The 24,444-nt window shown below is 64.5% G+C and carries 25 protein-coding genes; 12 read left to right on the top strand and 13 right to left on the bottom strand.

Annotation, left to right across the window (positions count from 1 at the left end; genetic code table 11):
- The first annotated feature begins 16 nt into the window (after positions 1 to 16).
- The gene (gene prfA, locus RX329_RS02650; protein ID WP_085357833.1) at positions 17 to 1,102 is read left to right on the top strand and encodes a peptide chain release factor 1; all 1,086 of its coding nucleotides are present in this window, start codon (positions 17 to 19) and stop codon (positions 1,100 to 1,102) included.
- A gap of 33 nt (positions 1,103 to 1,135) precedes the next feature.
- Here the strand turns inward: prfA and RX329_RS02645 are convergent, their stop codons facing one another.
- Both RX329_RS02645 and RX329_RS02640 read right to left on the bottom strand, forming a co-directional pair.
- A complete protein-coding gene (locus RX329_RS02645) occupies positions 1,136 to 1,606 on the bottom strand; it encodes a MarR family winged helix-turn-helix transcriptional regulator (RefSeq protein WP_085357835.1) in 471 nt (156 codons plus the stop codon).
- Positions 1,607 to 1,718: 112 nt separating this feature from the next.
- Positions 1,719 to 2,333 (bottom strand): hypothetical protein, encoded by a 615-nt coding sequence (locus RX329_RS02640; protein ID WP_198957586.1) that lies wholly within the window; start codon positions 2,331 to 2,333, stop codon positions 1,719 to 1,721.
- A gap of 251 nt (positions 2,334 to 2,584) precedes the next feature.
- Between RX329_RS02640 and RX329_RS02635 the strand changes: the two genes are divergently transcribed.
- From RX329_RS02635 to RX329_RS02620, 4 genes are all read left to right on the top strand, one after another.
- Positions 2,585 to 3,919, top strand: a complete 1,335-nt coding sequence (locus RX329_RS02635) for a substrate-binding protein (RefSeq protein ID WP_018452891.1) — start codon at positions 2,585 to 2,587, stop codon at positions 3,917 to 3,919.
- 99 nt (positions 3,920 to 4,018) lie between these two features.
- Positions 4,019 to 4,894, top strand: a complete 876-nt coding sequence (locus RX329_RS02630) for a branched-chain amino acid ABC transporter permease (protein ID WP_085348400.1) — start codon at positions 4,019 to 4,021, stop codon at positions 4,892 to 4,894.
- Between the two features lie 11 nt (positions 4,895 to 4,905).
- Positions 4,906 to 6,753 carry an ABC transporter permease subunit gene (locus RX329_RS02625; RefSeq protein WP_085357839.1) on the top strand — a complete coding sequence of 616 codons (1,848 nt, stop codon included), beginning with the start codon at positions 4,906 to 4,908 and terminating at the stop codon, positions 6,751 to 6,753.
- The gene (locus tag RX329_RS02620; protein WP_018452888.1) at positions 6,750 to 7,448 is read left to right on the top strand and encodes an ABC transporter ATP-binding protein; all 699 of its coding nucleotides are present in this window, start codon (positions 6,750 to 6,752) and stop codon (positions 7,446 to 7,448) included. The genes RX329_RS02625 and RX329_RS02620 overlap by 4 nt, the downstream gene beginning before the upstream one ends.
- Here RX329_RS02620 and RX329_RS02615 read toward each other — a convergent pair.
- Positions 7,445 to 7,864 (bottom strand): HIT family protein, encoded by a 420-nt coding sequence (locus RX329_RS02615; protein ID WP_018452887.1) that lies wholly within the window; start codon positions 7,862 to 7,864, stop codon positions 7,445 to 7,447. The genes RX329_RS02620 and RX329_RS02615 overlap by 4 nt on opposite strands.
- Positions 7,865 to 7,953: 89 nt before the next feature.
- Between RX329_RS02615 and prmC the strand changes: the two genes are divergently transcribed.
- Entirely contained in the window at positions 7,954 to 8,850 is an 897-nt protein-coding gene (gene prmC / locus RX329_RS02610) for a peptide chain release factor N(5)-glutamine methyltransferase (protein WP_085348402.1), read from the top strand.
- Positions 8,851 to 9,312: 462 nt separating this feature from the next.
- Positions 9,313 to 10,107, top strand: coding sequence for a DUF4167 domain-containing protein (locus RX329_RS02605; RefSeq protein ID WP_018452885.1), 795 nt, complete (start codon positions 9,313 to 9,315; stop codon positions 10,105 to 10,107).
- Positions 10,108 to 10,176: 69 nt separating this feature from the next.
- Here the strand turns inward: RX329_RS02605 and RX329_RS02600 are convergent, their stop codons facing one another.
- Positions 10,177 to 10,923 carry a class I SAM-dependent methyltransferase gene (locus RX329_RS02600; protein ID WP_007599158.1) on the bottom strand — a complete coding sequence of 249 codons (747 nt, stop codon included), beginning with the start codon at positions 10,921 to 10,923 and terminating at the stop codon, positions 10,177 to 10,179.
- Positions 10,924 to 11,032: 109 nt separating this feature from the next.
- Between RX329_RS02600 and gloB the strand changes: the two genes are divergently transcribed.
- Positions 11,033 to 11,800 (top strand): hydroxyacylglutathione hydrolase, encoded by a 768-nt coding sequence (gene gloB, locus RX329_RS02595; protein WP_085348403.1) that lies wholly within the window; start codon positions 11,033 to 11,035, stop codon positions 11,798 to 11,800.
- Positions 11,801 to 11,823: 23 nt separating this feature from the next.
- Positions 11,824 to 12,246: a cupin domain-containing protein gene (locus RX329_RS02590; protein ID WP_018452883.1), complete on the top strand. Its 423-nt coding sequence runs from the start codon at positions 11,824 to 11,826 to the stop codon at positions 12,244 to 12,246.
- Between the two features lie 34 nt (positions 12,247 to 12,280).
- On the opposite strand, the gene RX329_RS02585 is transcribed toward RX329_RS02590, so the two are convergent.
- From RX329_RS02585 to RX329_RS02575, 3 genes are all read right to left on the bottom strand, one after another.
- Positions 12,281 to 13,150 carry a DMT family transporter gene (locus RX329_RS02585; RefSeq protein WP_018452882.1) on the bottom strand — a complete coding sequence of 290 codons (870 nt, stop codon included), beginning with the start codon at positions 13,148 to 13,150 and terminating at the stop codon, positions 12,281 to 12,283.
- A 127-nt stretch (positions 13,151 to 13,277) separates the two neighbouring features.
- Complete coding sequence (gene phbB / locus RX329_RS02580) at positions 13,278 to 14,003, bottom strand: acetoacetyl-CoA reductase (protein ID WP_085357841.1); 726 nt, start codon at positions 14,001 to 14,003, stop codon at positions 13,278 to 13,280.
- Between the two features lie 240 nt (positions 14,004 to 14,243).
- Positions 14,244 to 15,422 carry an acetyl-CoA C-acetyltransferase gene (locus tag RX329_RS02575; protein WP_018452880.1) on the bottom strand — a complete coding sequence of 393 codons (1,179 nt, stop codon included), beginning with the start codon at positions 15,420 to 15,422 and terminating at the stop codon, positions 14,244 to 14,246.
- A 303-nt stretch (positions 15,423 to 15,725) separates the two neighbouring features.
- Here RX329_RS02575 and phaR point away from each other — a divergent pair, with 303 nt between their 5' ends.
- Positions 15,726 to 16,322: a polyhydroxyalkanoate synthesis repressor PhaR gene (gene phaR / locus RX329_RS02570; protein ID WP_085357843.1), complete on the top strand. Its 597-nt coding sequence runs from the start codon at positions 15,726 to 15,728 to the stop codon at positions 16,320 to 16,322.
- Between the two features lie 161 nt (positions 16,323 to 16,483).
- On the opposite strand, the gene RX329_RS02565 is transcribed toward phaR, so the two are convergent.
- Positions 16,484 to 17,371 carry a branched-chain amino acid aminotransferase gene (locus RX329_RS02565; RefSeq protein WP_085357845.1) on the bottom strand — a complete coding sequence of 296 codons (888 nt, stop codon included), beginning with the start codon at positions 17,369 to 17,371 and terminating at the stop codon, positions 16,484 to 16,486.
- Positions 17,372 to 17,488: 117 nt separating this feature from the next.
- Between RX329_RS02565 and RX329_RS02560 the strand changes: the two genes are divergently transcribed.
- Positions 17,489 to 18,424 (top strand): alpha/beta hydrolase, encoded by a 936-nt coding sequence (locus tag RX329_RS02560; protein WP_085357847.1) that lies wholly within the window; start codon positions 17,489 to 17,491, stop codon positions 18,422 to 18,424.
- Positions 18,425 to 18,472: 48 nt separating this feature from the next.
- On the opposite strand, the gene RX329_RS02555 is transcribed toward RX329_RS02560, so the two are convergent.
- The 4 genes from RX329_RS02555 to RX329_RS02540 form a co-directional block, all read right to left on the bottom strand.
- Complete coding sequence (locus tag RX329_RS02555) at positions 18,473 to 18,718, bottom strand: hypothetical protein (RefSeq protein ID WP_018452876.1); 246 nt, start codon at positions 18,716 to 18,718, stop codon at positions 18,473 to 18,475.
- Positions 18,719 to 18,829: 111 nt separating this feature from the next.
- Positions 18,830 to 19,390, bottom strand: a complete 561-nt coding sequence (locus RX329_RS02550; RefSeq protein WP_317245500.1) for a carboxymuconolactone decarboxylase family protein — start codon at positions 19,388 to 19,390, stop codon at positions 18,830 to 18,832.
- A 110-nt stretch (positions 19,391 to 19,500) separates the two neighbouring features.
- Positions 19,501 to 20,661 (bottom strand): PLP-dependent cysteine synthase family protein, encoded by a 1,161-nt coding sequence (locus RX329_RS02545; RefSeq protein ID WP_085348413.1) that lies wholly within the window; start codon positions 20,659 to 20,661, stop codon positions 19,501 to 19,503.
- Between the two features lie 45 nt (positions 20,662 to 20,706).
- On the bottom strand, positions 20,707 to 21,171 hold the full coding sequence (locus RX329_RS02540) for an Lrp/AsnC family transcriptional regulator (protein ID WP_026232411.1): 465 nt from the start codon (positions 21,169 to 21,171) through the stop codon (positions 20,707 to 20,709).
- A gap of 163 nt (positions 21,172 to 21,334) precedes the next feature.
- On the opposite strand from RX329_RS02540, the gene RX329_RS02535 reads away from it, so the two are divergent.
- Positions 21,335 to 22,348 carry a 1-aminocyclopropane-1-carboxylate deaminase gene (locus tag RX329_RS02535; RefSeq protein WP_085348408.1) on the top strand — a complete coding sequence of 338 codons (1,014 nt, stop codon included), beginning with the start codon at positions 21,335 to 21,337 and terminating at the stop codon, positions 22,346 to 22,348.
- Between the two features lie 202 nt (positions 22,349 to 22,550).
- Here RX329_RS02535 and recQ read toward each other — a convergent pair whose 3' ends face one another.
- Positions 22,551 to 24,416 carry a DNA helicase RecQ gene (gene recQ, locus RX329_RS02530; RefSeq protein ID WP_018452866.1) on the bottom strand — a complete coding sequence of 622 codons (1,866 nt, stop codon included), beginning with the start codon at positions 24,414 to 24,416 and terminating at the stop codon, positions 22,551 to 22,553.
- Positions 24,417 to 24,444 lie beyond the last annotated feature (28 nt).

The following is a 24,444-nucleotide window of genomic DNA, read 5'->3' as shown; positions in this document are numbered from 1 at the left end:
ATTTGAGACCGAACCGATGTCGTCACTCCCCGAAGCCAAACTGGACGTCCTGCTCGCGCATCACGCCTCACTCGAGGCCGAATCGCTCGGTCAGCTCGCCTCCGAACGCTATGTGCAGATCACGCGTGAGCTCGCCGAGCTCACGCCATTGATCGAAGCGGTCAAGACCTATCGTTCGGCCCTCAAGGAGCTCGCCGACACCGAGGCGCTGATCGCCGATCCCGCGACCGATGCCGAGATGCGCGCCATGGCGGAAGCCGAGCGCGGCGAGCTGACGCCGAAGATCGAGGAGTTGGTCCAGAAGATCCGCGTCGCGCTGCTGCCGAAGGACGCCATGGACGATCGCAACGTGGTGCTGGAAATCCGCGCCGGCACCGGCGGCGACGAGGCTTCGCTGTTTGCCGGCGACCTGTTCCGGATGTACGAGCGCTTCGCGGCCCTGCAGGGCTGGAAGGTCGAGGTGATCTCGGCCAGCGAGGGCAGCGTCGGCGGCTACAAGGAAATCATCGCCGAGGTGCAGGGCCGCGGCGCGTTCTCGAAGCTGAAGTTCGAGTCCGGCGTGCACCGGGTGCAGCGCGTGCCGGACACCGAGACGCAGGGGCGCATCCACACATCCGCCGCCACTGTCGCCGTGATGCCCGAGGTCGAGGAGGTCGACGTCGAGATCCGGAACGATGATTTGCGTATCGAGACCATGCGCGCCGGAGGCGCCGGCGGCCAGCACGTTAACAAGACCGAATCGGCGATCCGCATCACCCACCTCCCGACCGGCATCGTGGTGATGATGCAGGATAGCCGCTCGCAGCACAAGAATCGCGCTTCCGCCATGAACATCCTGCGCTCGCGCATCTACGATGCCGAGCAGCAACGCCTCGACGCGGCGCGCTCGGCCGAGCGCAAGGAGAAGGTCGGCTCCGGCGACCGCAGCGAGCGCATCCGCACCTATAATTTCCCGCAAGGACGCGTCACCGATCACCGCATCAATTTGACGCTCTATAAGCTGCCGCAGGTGATGGCGGGCGAAGCGCTGGGCGAACTCACCGACGCGCTGACCACCGAGCACCAGGCCGCGCAGCTCGCCGCTCAGGGCGCGGCGGCGTAGAGCTCGCGGCTTCGCGCTTTCTTCAGCGCGTCCTCAGCGTCTCTTGGCTCGAAACGCTCGCAGGATCTTGCCCAAACCGGGCGCGGCGGCGCTGAGCTCGTCAAGATGGATGCGCGAGAGGGATCGCAGCTTCCGCTCGCCCTTCGCTGTCAGCTTGACCAGGACGCGCCGCGCGTCATCCGGGTCGGCTTCCCGGCCAATCAGCTTCAGTTTCGCCATGCGATCCACCAGCTCCACCGCGGTGTGGTGCCGGATCAGCAGGAAGCGCGCGATGTTGCCGACGCTGGCGCCGTCAGGGGCGGCCAATCCTTTGATCGCCAGCAGCGCCTGGTGCTGCTGCGGCGTCAAGCCGGCGCTCTGGGCCGCGGCTTCGCTGAAGGCCAGGAAGGTTCGGAGCTGATAGCGAAACTGCGCAAGCGCCCCGTAGTCGGCCTCGCGCATCGCGCCACCTTTTGTGGCCACAGCACGCGCCGGGCGTGTCGTCTTCCGCTTCGATGGGGCCATTCCCTGCCTGCGACGTCGAGCCAGCCGGCGCAACGGGCGGCCTCACCGAGACTAGCAAGGAAGGCCAAGCCGAACCAACCGACCGGCGCCCCGGATACACAAGTATCGCCACCTATTCGAAGCTGGACAGCAGGATCTTCACCAGGATGACCTGGAACGCGATCGGGATGCGGACGCTTTTCCGCCGGATCGAGCGCTGGAGCGCGCCGGCAATCTCGGCGCTGGTCAAGGCGCCCGCGGATGCATTGCTAATCAATTCCGCCCACATCTGCGACAGCGACCCCCCGGGCGGAATCACCGGCTTGATCGTCACGCCACAGCCCTGCGCCCAGTCGATGATTTCCCTCATCGTGTGAGGACCGCAATTGCGCGCGGTCGCGAGGCGTTCAGCCGTCAGCGCAAGCAGCAATTCGCGCGAGGGCGACCAGTTCCCCTTCGGCGGCTGCTCGGCAGTGAGCTCGACCGCGAGCTCCTTGAGGACGTTCTGGGCGCGCACGCTCAACTTCTGCATCGGACCTGGTGCGCGCTTCGCCTGAACGGGGCCGACGACGGGCCCGCGCCGGCCGGCCGGCCAGTTGCGCGGATCGGGCATGCGCGAGGCATCGCCGGACTGCGGTGTCGCCCGCTGCCCGCTCACCTCTTCCGGCCACGCCGCCTCCTGCCGCTCCGCACCTTGCGGCCACGACCGTCGCTTTCGGGTACCCGCCACTGTCGTCTGCCGCGCCATTTCTCTCGCCGAACCCGCCAGCCTCGTACTCACAAAGGCTAATATATATCGTGATACGATATGTTTTCACGAGATAATTTTCGGCGTTCGACCAAAGACGAAATTGACAGAAGGCGTTCACAAGCAATGCTTGCGCCCAAGAGCTACACGCGGATGTGACGTGCCCGGCGCGGACAGGCCTTCGAGGCCGGCTGCCGTCGGACAGGTCGTGCTTTGCCTGCAAACAAGAACGACGTTCGGAGGAAACGATCATGACTGACAATCTCATCCGCCGCGGCCTTTCGCGCCGTGGCCTGCTTCAGACCACCGCGGGCCTCATCGGTGGCGCGGTTCTGCCGGGGATGCCGGCGTTTGCCGAGGACAAGCCGGCGATCGGCTCCTACCCCGCAGGGGTCTCGGGCTCCACCGCCTTCATCGGCATCTCGGTGCCGCGCACCGGCACCTATGCCGTGCAGGGTGAAGACGAGCTCAAGGGCTACCAGCTCGCGATCGAGCACATCAATGAAGGCCACGAGCTGATCAAGAAGATCTCGCCCAAGACCAGCAAGGGCGTGCTCGGCAAGGAGCTGAAGTTCGGCGTCGCCGATTCCGCGGCCAAGCCGAACGAGGCAGTGCAGGCGCAGCAGCGCTTCATCAGCGAGAACAAGGCGATCATGATCACCGGCGGCACGTCGAGCGCCGTTGCGGTGGCGCTGAACAAGCTCGCCCAGCGCGAACATGTGATTTTCGTGTGCGGCATTTCCGGCTCGAACGATACCACTGGCAAGGATTGCGTCCGCTACGGCTTTCGCCAGAACTTCTACGGCCAGACTGCGGCCGCAGCGATCGGCCCGGTGATGGTACGTGAGTTCGGCAAGGGCAAGAAGGCGGCGTATCTGACTCCCGACTACACCTACGGCCACACCGTTACCAAATCGATGCAGGACTTCCTGGCGACCGCCGGCTGGACCACCGTGACCAACCAGGTCGCCCCGCTCGGCGCCCCCGACTATTCCTCATACCTGCTGAACGTCGCCAACTCCGGCGCCGACGTGCTGATCAACGTCAATTGGGGCCACGACGCGGTACTGTCGACACAACAGGCCAAGCAGTTTGGCGTGCTCGACAAGATGAAGCTGGTCGTGCCGTACCAGGTGCCTTTCATCGCGCGCGAGACCGGGGGCCTGATGCAGGGCGTCTACGCCGCCACCGACTATTGGTGGACCATCGAGGACAAGTTCCCGCTGGCGAAAATGTTCAACGAAGCGTTCGAGAAGAAGTACGGCTACAAGCCCGAATGGGGCGCCGAGAACGCCTATGTCAGCTTCGCGCATTGGGCGCACATGTGCGAGCAGGCCGGCAGCTTCAGTCCGCCTGACGTGATCAAGACCTACGAGAAGGGCGAGACGATCCCCTCCCTGGTCGGCGACGTCCATTACCGCCCGGAGGATCACCAATGCGTCCGCCCGGTGATCATCGTCAAGGGCAAGCAGCAGAAGGACATGAAGAACAAGGAAGACTGGTACGACGTCGTCGAGATCGTCCCGGGTGAGGGCCTGATGCAGAAGCCCGACGCCTTCGGCTGCCATCTCGGCGACTACAGCTGAGACCTCGCCAACCCCTGTGACGCCGCGGACTGCACTCCGGTCCCGCGGCGTCGCCTTTTTCTGACGCGCAACAGCGCGCGCCACAACAGCGATTGTCCTATGATAAGTTGGCCCAACCTCGTTTCACAGCTTTTCAACGGGCTCGCGCTCGGCGCCCTGCTCGCGCTGATCAGCTCCGGCCTGACCATCATCTACGGCACGCTCGGCGTGCTCAACCTCGCACACGGCGCGATGTTCATGATCGGCGGCTATGCCGGCTTCGTCGCCTACCAGTACACGGAGTCGTTCATCCTTGCCGTGATCGCGGGCTCCCTGTTCGTGATGCTGCTCGGCGTTCTCATGGAACGCGTCATCATCCGTCATTTCTATCATCGTCCGCACGAGGATCAGCTGCTCGTGACGTTCGGGCTCGGCATCTGTTTCGTCGAGCTCGTGCGCCTGATCTTCTCGAGCCAGTCGCAGCTGGTGCCGCCGCCGGCGCTATTCCAGGGCATCACCAATCTCGGCTTCATGTTCTATCCGACCTACCGCCTCGCCGTCGTCGGCATCGTCGCGATCGCCCTCGGCGCATTGTTCATCGTGCTCTACCGGACCCGGCTGGGCATGATTGTGCGCGCCGGGATCGAGGATTCGGTGATGGTGGATTCGCTTGGCATCAATGTCTATCGCGTCTTCATGGTGGTCTTCGGCATCGGCGCAATGGCCGCCGGCTTTGCCGGCATCGTCAACGCGCCGGTGGTGTCGCTGACACCGGGCATCGGTGACGACATCCTGGTCCAGACTTTCGTGGTGGTGGTGATCGGTGGCGTCGGTTCGTTCCCCGGCGCAATTCTCGGCGGCCTGATCGCCGGCGAGATCATCAGCGTCACCTCCATGTTCAACCCCGGCTATGCCTATGTGATGCTGTTTGCGGCGATGACGCTCGTACTCGTGGTACGACCGCATGGCCTGCTCGGCGTCCAGGGCCGCGAGTAAGCGATCACCTGATGCTCAAGCAACGCCCCTTCCTGATCGAAGCCCTGACTGCGATCGGCTTGATCGCAGCCCCCTTCGTGCTGCCTCATCTCGGCTTCGCGCCGAACACCGTGAACAGGATCCTGGTCTGGGGCCTGTTCGGGCTCGGCTTCGACATCCTGTTCGGCTTCACCGGCCTGCTCTCGTTCGGCCAGTCCGCCTTCTACGGCACCGGCGGCTTCGTCGCCGCCTACCTGCTGACCCGCGCGGGCTTCGGCAACGTGCTGGGCGCGCTGATCATCGGCATGATCGCGGCCGCAGCGACCGGCTACCTGATCGGCCTGATCGCATTGCGCCGCACCGGCATCTATTTCGCGATGATCACCGTGGCAATCGCGGAAGTGTTCTTCTTCGTCGAATTCAATCCACTTTCCGATTTCACCGGCGGCGAAAACGGCCTGCCCGGCGTGCCGACGCCGAGCTTCAATCTCGGCTTCACCTCCATCCACTTCACCAATGGCTGGTCGCTCTATCAGTTCATCGCGCTGTGCTATTTCGTCGGCGTCGTCATCGCCCTCAGGATCGTGCGCTCGCCGGTCGGCGCGGTTCTGAGTGCGATCCGCGACAATCCGCTGCGCGCCACGGCGGTCGGCCACAACATCCATGGCTACAAGCTGACCGCCTTCGTGATCGCAGCCGCTTACGCGGGCTTCGCCGGCGGACTGCTCGGCGTGCTCCAGGCCTTCATGCCGCCCGACGCCTTCACCTTCGACACCTCGGGCCAGCTCGTGATGCAGACGGCCATCGGCGGCAGGGGCACGCTGTTCGGACCGCTGGTCGGCGCAACCGTTTGGCTGTTCCTTCAGGACTTCCTGCAGTCCGCACTGGGCCTCGGCGCAGCCTGGAAGTTGGTGCTGGGTGTCGTGTTCGTGCTGCTGGTCTGCTTCCTGCGCGGCGGCATCATCGGCGGCCTTGCCGATCTCTACCGCCTCGTCTCGGGAAAGCGAAAGCAGGCGGATGCGGAGATGGAGCAGGACGCCGCTGACACCGAGGCCAGGCTGCAACCTCCACCGGCGCCGATGCAGGCCAAGGAGGTCGAGCACCCCGCCTATTCCGGGCCGATCCTGAAAGCCACCGGCCTGACCAAGCGCTATGGCGGCCTCGTTGCCAACAGCGACATCGATTTCAGCGTCAATCGGGGCGAGCTGCGCGGGATCATCGGCCCCAACGGCGCCGGCAAATCAACCTTTTTCAAGATGCTGACCTGCGAGATCGCGCCGAGCTCCGGCCAGATCGTGTTCGAGGGCCGCGACATCACGGGATTGAAGGTCACCGAGGTTTGCCAGCTCGGACTGACCAAAAGCTACCAGGTCAACCAGCTCTTCACCGGGTTGACGGTGCGGGAGAACCTGACGATCGCAGCCCTTGCCGAACTGCGCGGAAAATTCCGGCTCGACCTGTTCCGCACGCTCGGCGGCGTCAAGGACCTGACGGAGCAGGTGGCGCACACGCTCGCTTTGGTGAACCTGACCCGTCGTGCCGACACGCCCGTGTCCGAGCTCGCCTATGGCGAGAAGCGCAGGCTGGAAATCGGGCTTGCGCTCGCCACGTCGCCGCGCCTGTTGCTGCTTGACGAGCCGCTCGCCGGCATGAGCCCGCGAGAGCGTCTCGAGACCGTCAAGCTGCTCAAGTCGATCGCGCGCGGCCGTACCATGATCATCATCGACCACGACATGGATTCGCTGTTTGAGTTGGTCGAGCGCGTCACCGTGCTCCAGGAAGGCCGGGTGCTGGTCTCCGGCACGCCGGAGGAAATCAAGGCCAACGCCGCCGTCCAGGAAGCCTATCTCGGTGGCGTGCACGGAGAGATCGCGGCATGAGCCTGATCGAGGTCAACGGCCTGAACAGCTATTACGGGGACTCCCACATCCTGTTCGACGTCGCCATGCATGTCGAGCGTCACGAGGTGGTGGCGCTGCTCGGACGCAACGGCGCCGGCAAGAGCACCACGCTGAAGAGCCTTATGGGCGTCGTGACGCCGCGTAGCGGCAGCGTGAAATTCGACGGCATCGATATCGCCGGGCGCAAGAGCCACAGAATCGCGCAGGCCGGCATGCAGCTCGTGCACGAGGAACGCCGCATTTTCGGCAGCCTGTCGGTGGAGGAAAACATCGTCCTCGCCGGCATCACCGCGCCGAAACGCTGGCCGCTCGATCGCATCTACGAGATGTTTCCGCGGCTGAAGCAGCGGCGCAACAACCGCGGCACCGAGCTATCCGGGGGCGAACAGCAGATGCTCGCGATCGCACGGGCGCTCGTGCGTGATCCCAAGATCGTGCTGCTGGACGAGCCGTTCGAGGGACTCGCGCCCGTCATCGTCCACGATCTGGTCAAGGCCTGCCGCGAGCTCGCCGCCGCCGGCCAGACCATCGTGCTGGTCGAGCAGAACCTGGCGGCGACGCTGGCGCTGGCGACACGGATCTACATCATCAACAACGGACATATCGTGCACGAAGGGCCGGCGCGGGAGCTCAAGGCCCAGCCGGAGCTGCTCCAGCGCTATCTCGGCGTCTAGAGAGCGGCGATCATTCGCCTGGCGTGAGCGGCGAGCACCGCCGTGTCCTCCTTGCGCGTCTGCGCCGGCAGCAGCTCGATTCCGGCCCTGACCGGCATGACGTGCATGTGCAGGTGAAAGACCACCTGGCCGCTGGCCGGCTCGCTGAACTGCTGAAGGATGATGCCCTCGGCGTCGAACGCCTTCATCGCGGCAATCGCGATCCGCTTGGCGGTTCGGGCGACCGCGGCGAGGTCGTCATCCGCGATGTCGAGGATGCCGCGTGCCGGCGCCCGGGGAACGACCAGCGTGTGCCCGGGCGAACGCGGCATGATGTCGAGGAAGGCGAGGCTACGGTCGTCCCTGAAAACCTCGAAACAGGGGATCTCGCCACGCAGGATCTTTGCGAAGACGTTCTGATCGTCGTAGGGCGTCATGGACCCTCCTTGGTTGCGAGGCGCGATCTGACGCGCTCCTTTTCATTGACGCAAGCAAGCCAGCCGATCTATCCACGATGCTAGGCAGGATGGTTCCATTGGCGACAGATTTCGATCCCGGACACAGCATCGAGAGTGCGCGGCGCGTGCTTGCGGCACGGCTGCAATCGGCCGGCATCGAGCAGCCCGCCCTCGATGCGCGCCTGCTCGTCGGAGCTGCGCTGAGGCTTGATCTGACCGGGATGGTGACGCAGGCGGGCCGACAACTCGCGCCTGAAGAGGCTGCGCGGCTGGAAGCGTATGCGCAGCGCCGGCTCGCGCATGAGCCCGTCGCCCGCATTCTCGGCGCTCGGGAATTCTGGGGCCTGCCGTTCCAGCTATCCGAGGCGACGCTGGTCCCGCGGCCGGATACCGAGACCGTGGTCGAACTGGCGCTCGAGATCTTTCATGGGCTTACGAATTCGGGACGGCGCCCGTGCATCGCCGATATCGGCACCGGATCCGGCGCCATCCTGCTCGCGCTGCTGCACGAAATTCCCGGCGCCGTCGGCGTCGGCACCGATCTCAGTCTGACCGCGCTCAAGACCGCCAGAGACAACGCCGCGGCTCTTGGCCTCGCCGACCGCGCCAGCTTCGTCGGCTGCTCCTACGCAGCGGCGCTCCGCGGCCCGTTCGACCTCGTCGTGTCGAATCCGCCCTATATCCCGTCGGCCGAAATTCCGAAATTGAGCATCGAGGTGCGCGAGCACGATCCGCACCTGGCGCTCGACGGCGGCAATGACGGTTACGACGCCTATCGCGCCCTGATCCCGCAGGCGACTGAACGTCTCGCTCCCGGCGGAGCACTGATCGTCGAGGCCGGACAGGGCCAGGCCCGAAATATTGAAACCTTGATGACGGCTGCCGCGTTGGTCGTGGACAGGCCGCCCAAGGCCGATCTGGCGGGAATCCCACGGGCGGTTTCGGCCCGGAAAATGCCCCCATAAAAGCCGGATTGGGCTGCAAAAAACCTCTTGGAATATCCCTTGGGAACGACTACCTTCCTATCAACACATCGGTGCCGGCCCCGTAGACCTACGGGCGAAAGCCGGGCTCTCGGGCGAGAGCTTACTGATAATGGTTCCAAGCCGCAGGTCCTGTTGAGCGCGATGGCCATTTGAGCTGCGCTGCTTACCGACCGCAACGTGAACGAAAGCCTGATATTGCGCTTGAAGACTTACGCAACAAAGCAGGGCTTGTTTCGGCAGGCGATATGAATGGGTTCGCTGGCGATGGATGCTGGCGGTGGGGAACGCGTCTTTTGTTGAACGCGACGGTCGACGAACATCGGCAGGGATCAATCCGCTCTTGCGTGCGGTTGCGCGCAAGCGATGTGAACCGCTGTCATCAGGTCACTCTCGGCAATCAGTAATGCGTGCAACCTTTAGGGCTGGAATTAAAGGCAGGACATGAGAAACGGTCAGAACAAGCAGCGGATGCGCAACCGCAACAATAATAATAACAATAACAACAATAATAACCGGCGCGGCCAGAACCCGATGACCCGGGTCTACGAGTCCAACGGACCTGACATCAAGATCCGCGGCACGGCTTCGCATATTGCTGAAAAGTATCTCCAGCTCGCGCGCGACGCGCGCTCATCCGGAGACCCCGTTGCGGCCGAGAACTACTACCAGCATGCCGAGCATTATTTTCGTCTGATCGCGACGGCTCAGGAACAGTTCCGGCAGAACCAGCAACCGCGCGGCGACGAGCCCATCAGCAACAACAGCGGTGACGACGGCGAGGACGACGGCGAGAATTTCTCGAATTTCGGCCAGGAACCGGGTTTTGTCCCACAGCCGCCACCGCCGCCCTTCACCCGCGACCGCGACGGCCCGCGCGATCATCAGCCGCGTGATCATCAGCCCCGCGACAACCATGCTTATCAGCGCGACAACCAGCAGCCGCGCGAGCATCGCGAACGCGACCATCGTCCGCAGCCGCAATATCAGCCCCAGCCGCAACCGCTACCGCTGAACCAGCCTCAGCCCGTCGTCGCCGACGCCGTCAGCGTCGATCGTTTGCCTTCCTTCATCACCGGCCCGCAGCCGCAGGTGAGCGGTGGCGCGCCCGGCCAGGCCGGCTTCGAAGGTGGTGGTGGCGAGCGCTTTCCGCGGCGGCGCCGCCGCCCGAATGGCCCGCGCCCCGAGCGCGAAGCCGCTCCGGCCGCCTCAAGCGACGAAGTGGCTCCCGGCGAGTAAGCCTTTCGCCGGACATCTTGCCAGATGTCCTGACCCGAATCGTCCCGGCATGTCCGGGACGATTTGTTTTTAGCCGCGCGTCGCCGTCGTCGAGGATGGTACCAGCACCGGCTTCGCCAGTGATGGAATGAGCCGCGCCCGCTCGCGCTTGGCGGGGATCGCGCGGTAGACCTGCTTGGTCGCCTCGACGATGTGCACGCCGGCGAAGGGCAGCGACAGCGCCGCGCCGGCCCGCTCCCACATCTGTGCGGATTTCAGCACCCAGCCCCCGGCATAGGGCGGCATGAACAGCGCCTCGCCCCAGGCGGTCGGGGTGAACCAGGTCTGGCGCAACAGGTCCGTGATCTGCGAACGCGAATAGGGCCGGCCGTGACCGAACGGCGTGCTGTCGGTGCGGGTCCACACCCCGCGCCGGTTCGGGATGACCGCAATCACGCGACCGGACGGCGACAGCACGCGCCATGCCTCGCGCAGCAGCGCGGCCGGATCGTCCGACATTTCCAGTGCGTGGACCAGCAGGATGCGATCGACCGCGGCGTCGGGAAGCGGCAGCGAGAACTCGTCCACCAGCGAGGCAAGCGCCGGCCGTCCGGTGGGCCATTTCAGGACGCCCTGGGCCGAGGGCATGAAGGCGATGCAGCGCTCCGCGTCCTCGCGGAACAACCCGAGATAGGGCGTGGGATAGCCGAAGCCGAGCACCCGCTGGCCATCGACGCGCGGCCAGCGCTCCCGAATGCCGCGATTGATCATTTGCCGCGCCACAATCCCGAGGCGACGGGAGTAGAACTCGCGGAGGTCGACGACATCAATGGTCATGATCGCAATGTAACATGCACGAGGCGGCCCCCGCGCGCGGAATATTGCATTGCCTGCGCAACGTTAACGCCATATTTGTCTGACGGAGCTGAGCGCGATCGGAGATGACATGGCCGCCGAAATTCGTACTTTCACCTGTTTAAACGACAATTTCGGTTACCTCATCCACGATGTGGAAACCAAGGCGACGGCGTCGATCGACGCGCCGGAGGCCGGCCCCATCGTGAGGGCGCTCGAGCGCGAGGGGTGGCAGCTCACCGACATTCTGATCACCCATCATCATGGCGATCATGTCGGCGGGGTCGCCGAACTCAAGCAGAGATACAATTGCCGCGTCGTCGCGCCGCATGACAAGACGACGGAGATCGCAGACGTCGACCTGCGCGTCGCCAATGCCGAAATCGTCAGGGTCGGCAGCTTGCTGGGGCGCGTACTGGAGACGCCCGGCCACACGCTCGACCACATCTCCTATGTGTTCGACACCGACAAAGCGCTGTTCGCCGGCGACACGCTGTTCTCGATCGGCTGCGGCCGCGTGTTCGAGGGCACCTATCCGATGATGTGGGATTCGCTTCTGAAGCTGCGTGCCCTGCCCGACGACTTCAAGCTCTATTGCGGCCATGAATACACGGCCTCCAACGTCAAGTTCGCGCTGACCGTCGACCCCGACAATGCGGCGCTGCAGGCGCGCGCGGCGGAGGTGGCGAGGCTGCGGGCCGAGAACAAGCCGACCATTCCCGCGCTGCTTGGTGACGAGAAGCGGACAAACGTGTTCCTGCGCGCCGACGAACCCTCGATCGCAGCCAGGCTGCACATGAAGGGCGCGGATGCCACCGCGGTGTTCGGCGAGCTGCGCGAGCGCAAGAACAAGTCTTGAAGAACAGATCCTGACGGGAATCGATGCCGACCGCAGCCGAGATCATCGCGCGCCTCGAACTCCGCCCGCATCCCGAAGGCGGGCATTACCGAGAGACGTTTCGCGACCAGACCACCGACGCCAACGGCCGCGCGCGCTCGACCCTGATCTATTTTCTGCTGGCGCGCGGCGAGCGTTCGCACTGGCATCGCATCGATGCTGTCGAGAGCTGGCACTATTACGCCGGCAGCCCGCTGACCCTGCGGATAGCGCACGAAGGCTGCTCCCAGCACGAGGTACGGCTCGGTACGGACCTGTTGAACGGCGAGCGGCCACAGGCGATCGTGCCGGCCGATGCGTGGCAGACGGCAGAGACCACCGGCGAGTGGACCCTGGTCGGCTGCACCGTGGCGCCCGCCTTCGAGTTCGCGAAGTTCGAGCTCGCGCCGAAGGGCTGGGAGCCCTAAGGCCCTGTCGCTTCGGCTTGCGCCGGCAATGATGCTACCGCTTCCGCAGCAACATGTCCTTCGCCGCAATCAGGCCGCCGCCGGCGATCAGGATCGCGGCGATGGTGATGTTGGCGCTGGCATTGGCAAAGCCAGCGGCGATGAGGAAGCCGGTCGAGAGCAGCGGCGTCGCATAGGAGGCGGCGCCGAGCACGCGGATGTCGCCACGCTTCATGCCGATGTCCCAGGCGTAGAACGCAGCACCGACGGGGCCGATGCCGAGCGCGATGACGGAGAGCCATTGCAGCGTCGTGTCCGGCCACACCGTGGTTTCAAGCAGTCCATGCATCAGCGCGGCGAGCACCGCGGTGGCGAGGCAGAATCCCGCGACCGCATCGGTCGGCACCGCCTTCAGTCGCCGCGACAACACCGAATAGATCGCCCACACGAACGCTGCGATGAAGGCCGCGGCCAAACCCGGCAATTGTCCCTGCGTGAAGCCCGAGGTGTTACCGGCGAACAGCAGCACGGTGCCGACGAGGCCGAGCAGGGCGCCAACGACGTGATGCACGGCAAGCCGCTCGCCCGGCAGAAACGACGAGAACAGCACGATCAGGAGCGGCCACAGATAATTCAGCAGGCCGGCTTCAGCCGGTGGCGCAAAGCGCAGCGCGAGGAAATACAGCGCGTGATAGCCGAACAGTCCGCCGACACCGACGATCCACACGACCAGCGGCTGACGCAGGCTTTTGGCCGCTGCGCCGCGGCCGATCCAGGTGAGCAGGCCGACGAGCCCGCCGATCGCGAACGTCATCGCGGCCAGCTGGAATGCCGGGATCTTTCCGGTCGCCACCGTCATCACTGACAGCAGCGACCACATCAGGATCGCGGTCAATCCGATCAGCGTTGCGGTGCGGGGAGTCATCGATCAAAGGCTCTGAGGACGTTTATGCCCGGCACAAGGCCGGGCATTTTCGTCTTCACTATCGCCTTGTCGCGACTGAAGCTACATATTTTGCCTCAGCGACGTTGCGCCAAGAGAATGGGCGCCATCAGGCCTGATATTGGCCGCCATTGATGGTCAGCGTCGAGCCGGTCATGAAGCCGGCCTCGTCCGCCGCCAGGAACACGACCGCACGTGCGATCTCTTCCGGTTCGCCGAGCCGGTTAACCGGGATCTGCGGGATCACGTTCTTTTCCAGGACGTCCTTTGGCACTGCCTGCACCATTTCGGTGTTGATGTAGCCGGGGCAGATCGCGTTGACGGTGATGCCGCCCTTGGCGTTCTCGAGCGCGAGTGCCTTGGTGAAGCCGATGTCACCGGCCTTCGCCGCGGAATAGTTGACCTGGCCAAACTGTCCCTTTTGACCGTTGATCGACGAGATCGAAATGATGCGGCCGAACTTGCGCGCACGCATGCCTTCAATGATGGGACGCGTCATGTTGAACAGCGAACCGAGATTGGTATTGATGACGGCGTTCCACTGATCGAGCGTCATCTTGTGGAAGGCGGTGTCGCGGGTGATGCCGGCATTGTTGACGAGCACGTCGATCGGGCCGACCTCGGCCTCGACCTTCCTCACACCCTCGGCGCAGGCATCGAAACTGCTGACGTCCCATTTGTAGACGGCGATGCCGGTCTCGGCCTTGAACTTCTCTGCCGCCGCGTCGTTGCCGGCATAGCTCGCCGCAACCTTGTAGCCGGCCGCCTTCAGCGCCTTGCTGATCGCAGCTCCGATGCCCCGCGTACCACCCGTCACCAATGCAACACGTGCCATATCGTATTTCCTTCCCTTGGACTCTTCGGACGTTTCTGAGTGATCGTTTTTAAGTGCGGATTATGGGGGACGTTTGACGGACATCAAGAACAAAACGCCCGGCGTCGAGCCGGGCGTTTCTCTTTAGTCGAGGCTTGTACGGTTGCGAAGAATATTTGATTTGCAACCGCTGCCTTTTTAATCGCGTGCAACGCACTCAGTCACGTGTGCAGCGCACGCGCAAATGACGCGTCAACTATCTCAGTCGCGCGCCACACACATCGCGATACCCATGCCGCCACCGATGCACAGCGTGGCGAGGCCCTTCTTCGAATCGCGCTTCTGCATCTCGTGGAGCAGCGTCACCAGCACGCGGGCGCCGGAGGCACCGACCGGATGGCCGATCGCGATCGCGCCGCCGTTGACGTTGACCTTGGAGGTATCCCAGCCGAGGTCCTTGTTGACGGCACAGGCTTGCGCAGCGAAGGCTTCGTTGGCCTCGATCAGGTCGAGATCGCCGACGTTCCAGCCGGCCTTCTTCAGCGCGGCACGCGAGGCCGGGATCGGGCCCGAGCCCATGATCTTCGGATCGACGCCCGCCTGCGCCCAGGACACGATGCGCGCGAGCGGCTTCTTGCCTTCCTTGGCGGCCTGCTTGGCGGTCATCAGCACCACGGCAGCAGCGCCGTCGTTGATGCCGGACGCCGAGCCCGCGGTGACCGTGCCGTCCTTCTCGAAGGCGGGACGAAGCTTCGCCATCGCGTCGACCGTTGCGCCATGGCGCGGATATTCGTCGGCGCTGACGACGACATCGCCCTTGCGTCCCTTGATGGTGACGGGAACGATTTCGTCGTTGAATTTACCGGCCTTCTGCGCGGCCTCGGCCTTCTGCTGCGAGGCCACCGCAAACTCGTCCTGCTGGGCGCGGGTGATCTGCCACTGCCGCGCGACGTTCTCGGCGGTGTTGCCCATGTGATAACCGTTGAAGGCGTCCCACAGGCCGTCCTTGATCATGGTGTCGATGAATTCGACTGCCCCCATCTTGACGCCGCCGCGCAGATACTGGGCGTGCGGAGCCATGCTCATGGATTCCTGGCCGCCGGCGACCACGATCTCGGAATCGCCGTTGAGCAGCGCCTGATAGCCGAGCGCAACGGTGCGCAGGCCCGAGCCGCAGAGCTGGTTGACGCCCCAGGCCGGGCTCTCGACCGGAATGCCGGCATTGATCGAAGCCTGACGGGCCGGGTTCTGGCCCTGGGCGGCGGTCAGGATCTGGCCCATGATGACTTCGGAGACCCGGCCGGGCTCGATGCCGCCGCGCTCCAGCGCGGCCTTGATGGCAATGGCGCCGAGATCATGGGCGGGAAGGGTTGCGAACGCTCCGTTGAAGCTTCCGACCGGGGTGCGGGCGGCGCTGACGATGACGACATCGTCTGACATGGGCATCTCCTGGGTTGAATGGGGGCAGACGGGGCTGGGGAAACGGCTCGCCAGTCTCGGACGGCATCCTGTTAACGTCGTTGAGGCATGTCAATCGGCCGGTGGCCGAATTCATCCCGCAGCGCATTCAAAATAGCGTTCTTGGCGCTTTCGCAAGCACGTTTTTGCTGCCCGATTAACCGTGGCGCACAAAACGGTAGCGTGACCCCTTTGAAAATGCTTATTTTGTTGCGTTGCGTACTCTTCCCGCCCTGCGGCATAGCCCGTCAGGTTCCCGTTCTCCGCGCTTGCAAGTGAGAGCCCATGGCGAAATCAGACCAACCCACCACCATCAAGAAATACGCGAACCGCCGGCTCTATAACACCGGGACGAGCACTTACGTGACGCTGGAAGACCTCGCCGCCATGGTCAAGGACGGCGAAGATTTCCTGGTTTACGACGCCAAGACTGGCGACGACATCACCCGCTCCGTGCTTGCCCAGATCATCTTCGAGCAGGAGAACAAGGCCGGCCAGAACCTGCTCCCGACCACCTTCCTGCGCCAGCTGATCCGCTTCTACGGCGACAGCATGCAGATGGTGGTGCCGAAATATCTGGAGCAGGCCATCGCCTCGCTCACTCAGGAGCAGGAGAAGTTCCGCAAGCAGATCGCCACCTCGCTGTCCGGAACCCCGTTTGCGCCGCTGGAGGAACAGGTCCGCCGCAACATGGAGCTGTTCCAGCAGACCTTCTCGATGTTCAAGCCTTTCGCGCCCGGCGCAGCCCGCCCCGCGGGCTCCGCGGAGCCGGCGCCCGAGGCGGCCGCCGAAGCCCCAAAGGACAGCAATATCGACGATCTGCGCCAGCAGATGAAGGACATGCAGGAACGCCTCGAGCGGATGTCGAAGAAGGACGAGTAGGTCCTCTCGTTCGCGCTCGCGTCGCGAGCGCCGCGGCCCGCTGATTTCCTCAGCAGTCCCCCACCTCGTCATTGCGAGCGCAGCGAAGCAATCCAGAATCCCTCCGCGGAGGCAGCCTGGCTTGCTTCGCTGCGCTCGCAATGACGGGGAAACTGCGGAAGCTACGCCGCCAGCTTCACCGCGTGGGCAAAGTCCCAATAGAGCTTGCGCGCGCGCGTGTAGAGCGGGCCCGGCTGCAGCTCGCGATCGTCGATGCGGATCACCGGCGCGACTTTTGCGAAATTGCCGGTCGAAAAGATCTCGTCGGCGGCGAGGAAGTCGGCGTAACGCAGCGTCTTCTCGACCACGGTGACGCCGTCGGCGCGAAGCAGGCTGACGACGCGCTGCCGGGTGATACCATTGAGAAAGGTGCCGTTCGGCACCGGCGTGTAGACCACGCCGTCCTTGGCCATGAACACGTTGGAATTGCCGAACTCCGCGACGTTGCCGAGCATGTCGAGCATCAGCGCGTTCTGGAAGCCGCGCGAGGCGGCCTCGGCAAGCGCGCGCGAATTGTTCGGATAGAGACAGGCGGCCTTGGCCTCGACCGGGGCGCATTCGGCGGTGGGCCTGCGGAACGGCGACAGCGTGATCGCGTTGCCGACCGGCTTTGGCATCGGCGCCTCGTAGATGCACAGGCACCAATCGGTGGTCTCGGGATCGAACAGCACGCCGCCGCCCGAGCCGTTCCGCGCCCAGTACATCGGACGAACGTAAAGCTCGGCATTCGGCGCGAAGCGTGCGATGCCCTCGTTTGCGAGTGTCATCCAGGTTCCGGTATCGACCACCGGCTTCAGGCCAAAGTTGATCGCGGATTGATTGGCGCGGGCGACGTGGCGGTCGAGATCAGGCGCGACGCCTTCGAACGCCCGCGCGCCGTCAAACACGACCGAGCCGAGCCAGGCCGCATGCGTGCGCGGACCCATGATCGGCACATTGCCGTCGTGCCATTTGCCCTCGAAGAAGGTCCAGCTCGGCGAATATTCGATGGGCTTTTTGATCTCGGCCATGACCGGCCTCTCCCTTGGCGTGGTGCCGCATTATAGCGCCACTATTGGGCGCAATTTCTAAATGATTCCCTGCGGGAAAATGGTGAGTTACCCTCCCGTGAGGGGAAAGGAAGCACCATGCCGCTCGATCCGCTCGCAAAGCGCTTGTTGACCATGATGGCTGCGGCTGCGCCGCAGGCACGGAGCCGGCCGAGCGTGGAAGCACGGCGGCAATCATTGGCAAAGCTGATGCAGTTTGCGCGCGCCGATGCGCCTGACGTGACGACGTCCGACGGCGTGCTGCCTGGTCCCGGCGGCGCGCTGCCCTATCGTCTCTATTCACCCGCAGGCGCCGATGATCGCGCGCCCGGCTTCGTGTTCTTTCACGGCGGCGGGCTCGTTGCCGGCAGCATCGCCACGCATGACCGCATCGCGGCGGCGTTGGCACATGCGACCGGTTGCCGCCTCGTCTCGGTCGATTACCGGCTGGCGCCAGAGCACAAATTCCCCGCCGCTGTGGACGATGCGATTGCTGCCACCGAATGGGTGGCGCGCGAGGCCGCATCGCTCGGCATCGACGCCGGGCGTCTGGTGCTCGGCGGCGATTCCGCCGGTGCAACGCTCGCTGCGATCGTGTGTCAGGAGGCGGCGCAGACAGCTGGTCTTTCCATCGTCGCGCAATGCCTGATCTGCCCGGTGCTGGATTTCGAGGAGGCCTCGCCTTCGCGCAAGGCGTTCGCCGAAGGCCACCTGATCGACCGCGTCACGATCGAAGCCGATCTCGCCGACTATCTGCCCGAGGCCCTGGATACTGCCGATCCCCGCATCTCGCCCTTGCGCGCGACACGGCTTGCGGGCCTGCCGACCGCCATCATCCACACCGCCGAGTACGACCCGATGCGCGACGAGGGCAATGCCTATGCGCGCAAGCTGCTCGCTGCGGGCGTCACGGTCGAGCACGTCTGCCACGAGGGCATGGTCCACAATTTCCAAGCCATGGGCGCAATTCTGCCGCAGGCGCAGCTCGTGCTGTCGCAGATCGGTGAGCAGGTCAGGCGGGCGGTGGGGACGTGAAGCACCTCGTCTTGCCGTCTCCCGCAACGGGAGAGGAAAGAGAATGCCTCACGCTCTTGCCCCGATGACGGAACGCGCCGCCGCGACGTAGTTTGGCCAATGCGCATCCGCATAACGCTCGGCCTGTCGCGCGCAGGTGATTTCGGGCGCATGCGCAGCTGCGATCATGCGCGCAAAGCGCTCTTCGGCGACCGTCACATCATCGGCCGCGGTCGAGGGCGCGGCTCCAGCGGCGGTCGGCGCAACGGCGAGTCCCGCCAGTCCGGCGAGCAGGATGCGGCGTGACGTGTCCATGGCTGTCGTTCCCTCTTCATTGCACTTCGATCGTGACCGGCGAATGCATCGCCATGGCGGCGGCAGGGTACCGTGACGCTTCCGTCCAGTCCAGCAGCTGGGGCAGTGTGGTCAGTCCGGCACCGGCACGTCGAACGTGTTCAGCGTGACCGACACCATGCAGTAAACGCCGACGAGATAGGACAGTTCGGCCGCACCGTGCTCGCCGAATTCCTTGACCGCGGCCCGATAAGTCAGTTCCGGCAGCACGCCGCCGCTGACCAATGCGGACGCCACGTCGTAGGCGACGGCTTCCTGCTTGGTGAGATCGACCGGCCGCTGTCCGGCGACGATGGTCGCGAGCTTCTCGTCGGAGAGGCCGCGCTGCTCGGCAACCAGCACATGCGCATAGAGTTCGTAGCCGGAGCGGAAATGCGAGCCGGTGACGAGGATCGCGACCTCACGCACCGGCGCCGGCAGCAGCGGGTTCGCCGCGATCGCCTTGACCAGCTCCCACACCGGCTTGCCGAAGCGCGGCTCACGGATCCAGGGATTCCAGGGCCCGAGCAGCGCGCCATCGTCGCGCATGTTCACAAAGCCCTTGAAGTGGTCCTTGATGCCAGCTCGCATGTCGTCATAGAGCGGCTTCTGTTCGGCACTCAGGTCTTTCGGGTCGAGAATGAGAAGGCGCACGGCAGGTCTCCTCGTTGAGAAGCCGCGAAACTCGCCCGCAGGCGCTCGCAAGGCAAGTGAAGTTGCCGTGACGGCCGTGCAATCTTGCAATGGCAGGGAGGCGCCAGCTATCAGGCCTCAGGATTTCGCAAGTTCTGCGGATTCGTTACGTCTTCGAACTCAAGCCCCAGTGGCTGCGCTGTATCGAGGAACGACGACAAGGCCGCCTCGAACGGCGCTGGATCGAGTCCGCGCGCTTTCAGCCAGGCGGGCTCATAATAGGTCTGCCGGTAGCGCTCGCCGGAATCGCAGATCAGCGTCACCAGCGATCCCGTCTGATTCGCCTTTCGCATCTCCGAGGCGAGCCGGCACAGCGCCAGGAAATTGGTGCCCGTAGAGCCCCCCACCGCGCGACGCAGCCGGCGTGACAGTACGTTCATCGCCGCGATCGTCGCCGCATCCGGGATCTTCATCATGCGGTCGACCACGCCCGGCACGAAGGAGGGCTCGCAGCGCGGCCGGCCGACACCTTCGATCAGCGAAGGGCGGTCGCAAACATGAGAGCGGTCCTGCGAGCTGAAGCAGTCGAAGAAAGCGGAATGCTCGACATCGGCGACGCACAGCCGCGTCGGGTATTGGCGATAACGCAAATAGCGTCCGATGGTGGCCGAGGTGCCGCCGGTGCCCGCACCCATCACGATCCAGTCCGGCAGCGGGCGCGGCTCGCCCTGCAATTGCGTGAAGATGGATTCGGCGATGTTGTTGTTGCCGCGCCAGTCGGTGGCGCGCTCGGCGAAGGTGAACTGGTCCATGTAGTGGCCGCCCAGCCGTGCGGCCAGCGCGCCGGCCTCCGCATACAGCGCGCGGCCGTCGTCGATCAGATGGCAGTTACCGCCGTAATGCTCGATCGCGGCGATCTTCTCCGCCGAGGTCGTGCGCGGCATCACGGCATAGAAGGGCACGCCGATCATCTGCGCGAAATAGGCTTCCGACACTGCGGTCGATCCCGACGAGGCCTCGACGACAGGCGTGCCTTCGCGGATGTGGCCGTTGCAGAGCGCGTAAAGGAAGAGCGAGCGCGCGAGCCGGTGCTTCAGGCTGCCGGTCGGATGCGTCGACTCATCTTTCAGATAGATGTCGATGCCAGCGAGCGCCGGCACGATCAGCCGGATTAGATGCGTGTCGGCCGTGCGGCACTGGTCGGCCTCGATCGCGGCCACGGCTTCGTCGACCCAGCCGCGCCGATAGGCCGGCCCCGCCGGATTGAGGTGGCGGAAGGGGAATGTCTGCATCATCTGAATCTCCCATGATGCGGAACGCGCATCAATAGCTTCCGCTCAAAACTCCAGCGGCGCGTTGTCGACGACTTCCTTCATCACGAAGAAGGTGCGGGTCTGGCGCACGCCGGGCAGCGCGATCAGTTGCTCGCCGTGGATACGGTTGAAGTCCTCCATGTCGCCGACGCGGATCTTGAGGAAATAGTCGAAGTCGCCGGCGACGAGGTGACAGTCGAGCACGAATTTCAGCCTGGTGATCGCCTGCTCGAAGATCGCAAAGCTCTCCGGCGTCGAACGGTCGAGCACGACCCCGACCATCACCAGCGTACCCTTTGCCACCTTCTTCGGCGCGACGATGGCGCGGACGGCGGCGATGAAGCCGTGCTCGAACAGGCGCTGGGTGCGGCGATGGCAGGTGGCGGGACTGATGGCGACGGTTTCGGCCAGCTCGGCGTTGCTGAGCCGGCCGTTATTTTGCAGCAATCGCAACATCTTAAGGTCGACACGATCAAGACGAGCGGACATGGAAGAAGCTTCCGTTCTTAGTACCTAGTCCGAAAGGAATACCACACATCTCGTCCATTATCGCAAGATCATCCGCAATAGAGGCGCAATATTTGAAAGCACCTTTTTGCAGAGCGATGCTAGCATTTTTGGAGACATTAACGCCAATCGGGATGACCTGACGATGCTCGAAAAATTCGCGCGCTATCCGCTGACCTTTGGTCCGACGCCCATCGAGAAGCTGGAGCGGCTGTCAAAGCATCTCGGCGGCAATGTCGAGGTCTATGCCAAGCGCGAGGACTGCAATTCCGGCCTCGCTTATGGCGGCAACAAGCTGCGCAAGCTCGAATACATCATCCCCGACGCGATCGCCTCGAACGCCGACACGCTGGTCTCGATCGGTGGCGTGCAGTCCAACCACACCCGCATGATCGCGGCCGTCGCGGCCAAGATCGGCATGAAGTGCCGCCTGGTGCAGGAGGCCTGGGTGCCGCACGAGGACGCCGTCTATGACCGCGTCGGCAACATCATGCTGTCGCGCATCATGGGCGCCGACGTGCGCCTGGTCGACGACGGCTTCGACATCGGCATCCGCAAGAGCTGGGAGGACGCGATCGAGGAGGTGAAGGCGGCGGGCGGCAAGCCCTATGCGATTCCCGCCGGCGCCTCCGTGCACAAATTCGGCGGCCTCGGCTATGTCGGCTTCGCCGAGGAAGTGCGCAAGCAGGAAGCCGAACTCGGCTTCAAGTTCGACTACATCGTGGTCTGCACCGTCACCGGCTCGACCCATGCCGGCATGCTGGTCGGCTTCGCCGCCGATGGCCGCGCGCGAAAGGTGATCGGCATCGACGCCTCCTTCACCCCGGCGCAGACCAAGGCGCAGGTGCTCTCGATCGCACAGAACACGGCCAAGCTCGTCGAGCTCGGCAAGGATCTCGTCGCCGACGACGTCGTGCTGATCGAGGATTATGCTTATCCCGCCTACGGCGTGCCGTCGGAAGAAACCAAGGAGGCAATCCGCCTCACCGCGCGTCTCGAAGCCATGATCACCGACCCCGTCTACGAGGGCAAGTCGATGCAGGGCCTGATCGATCTCACGCAGAAGGGCTATTTCGAGAAGGGCGCAAAGATCCTCTACGCCCATCTCGGCGGCGCGCCGGCGCTGAACGGCTATGGATATGCGTTCCGGAACGGCTAGCGCGTCGGTGATGTGAGGCGGCGCGCACCTCCCGACGAGTGTCGTCCTGGCGAAAGCCAGGACCGATTACCCCGACTGCCAATTGTTGAAACACGCTGAGGCAGTCAGCGTGCCTTTTCCTACGGCCCGTGGCTATGGATCCCGGATCGGCGCTCCGCTTCGCTGCGCTTGTCCGGGATGACGGCGGAGGTGTGCCCGCGCCCTACCGCGTCCTGACGATCTGCAGCAGCTCGTCGCCGTAATGCTCGAGCTTCTTGTCTCCGATGCCGGGCACATTGCGCAGTTCGTCCAGCGTGGTCGGCCATGCGCGAACGATGCCGTCGATGGTGGCGTCATGCAGCACGACGTAGGCCGGCACGCCACGTGCGCGGGCAATGTCCGAGCGCCACGCTCGTAGCCGCGCGCGCAATTCAGGATCGACATCGCCCTGCGGCGCGTCGGCTGCCGGGGCCAGATCACCGCGGCGGGACTTGGCGCGGCTCGAACGGATCCGGACGCCGGGCGCCTCTTCGCGCAGCCACACTTCCGTTTCGCCCCGCAGCACGCCGCGCGACGAATCCGTCAGCTTCAGCGCGCCGAACGATTCGCTGTCACTCAGCAAATGTCCCATCGCCACGAGCTGCCGCAGCACCGTACGCCACTGCTTCTCGTTGAGCTCGCGTCCGATGCCGAAAACGGTGAGCTTGTCGTGACCGAACTGCGTCACCTTCTCGGTCAGGCGTCCGATCAGCACGTCGATGAGGTGCATCGCGCCGAAACGCTGCCCGGTGCGATAGGCACAGGATAGCAGTTTTTGCGCCAGCACCCTGCCGTCGCGCATTTTCGGCGGCGTCAGGCAATTGTCGCAATTGCCGCAGCCCTCGCCCATCACGATCTCGCCGAAATAGGCGAGCAGCCGCCGGCGCCGGCAGTGCGGCGTTTCGGCGAGGCCAACGAGCGCATCGAGCTTGCCAATCGAGACCCGCTTGAATTCGTCGGAGCCGCTCGACTCGTCGATCATGCGGCGCTGCTGCACGATGTCCGAGAGACCGTAGGCCATCCAGGCCGCCGACGGCTTGCCGTCGCGGCCGGCGCGTCCTGTCTCCTGGTAATAGGCCTCGATGCTCTTGGGTAGATCGAGATGCGCGACGAAGCGCACGTCCGGCTTGTCGATGCCCATGCCGAAGGCAATGGTCGCGACGATGACGATGCCGTCCTCGTTGAGGAAGCGGTCCTGGTTGCGCGAGCGCACGCTGCTGTCGAGCCCGGCGTGATAGGGCAATGCGGCAATGCCGGCGTCGTCGAGCGCCGCGGCGACCTCCTCGACCCGTTTGCGGGAGAGACAATAAACGACGCCCGCATCACCTGCGTGACGCCCCCGGATGAAATCCTTGAGCTGCGACACCGCGTTGCGCTTGTCGACGATCTCATAACGGATGTTGGGACGATCGAAGCTGGAGACGAAGTGCGGACTGTCTGCAAGCTGAAGCCGCTCGACGATCTCCTTGCGGGTCAATTCGTCGGCAGTCGCGGTCAGCGCGATGCGCGGCACGTCGGGAAAGCGCTCGGCGATGATCGACAGGCCGACATATTCGGGGCGGAAATCATGGCCCCATTGCGAGACGCAATGCGCCTCGTCGATCGCGAACAGCGCCACCTTCGCCCGCGCCAGCAGCGCCAGGCAGCGCGGCGTCAGCAGCCGTTCCGGCGCGACATAGAGCAGGTCGAGATCACCCACGATCAGGCGCCGCTCGATGTCGGAGGCTTCCTGCGGGGTCAGCGACGAGTTCAGCGCGGCCGCGTTGACCCCGGCTTCGAGCATGGCGGCGACCTGGTCGCGCATCAGCGCAATCAAGGGCGACACCACGACACCGCAGCCTTCGCGCAGCAGCGCCGGCAATTGATAGCACAGCGACTTGCCGCCGCCGGTCGGCATCAACACCAGGCAATTGCCGCCGCCGGTGACGTGCCGGATGATCTCGCCCTGCGCGCCGCGGAACCCGGGCAGGCCGAACACCGAACGCAGCACCGACAGCGCATCGCGGCCCTGGGCCGGCGCAGGCAGCGGAGCGGTGGAAGGAGAGGACATGGGCATGTCGGGGTGAGGCCGTGAGATT

This window comes from Bradyrhizobium sp. BWC-3-1 (assembly GCF_032917965.1).
GTDB lineage: Bacteria > Pseudomonadota > Alphaproteobacteria > Rhizobiales > Xanthobacteraceae > Bradyrhizobium > Bradyrhizobium canariense_D.
Note: the sequence above shows the minus strand (reverse complement) of the source record. Positions and strands in the feature narration are given on the sequence as shown.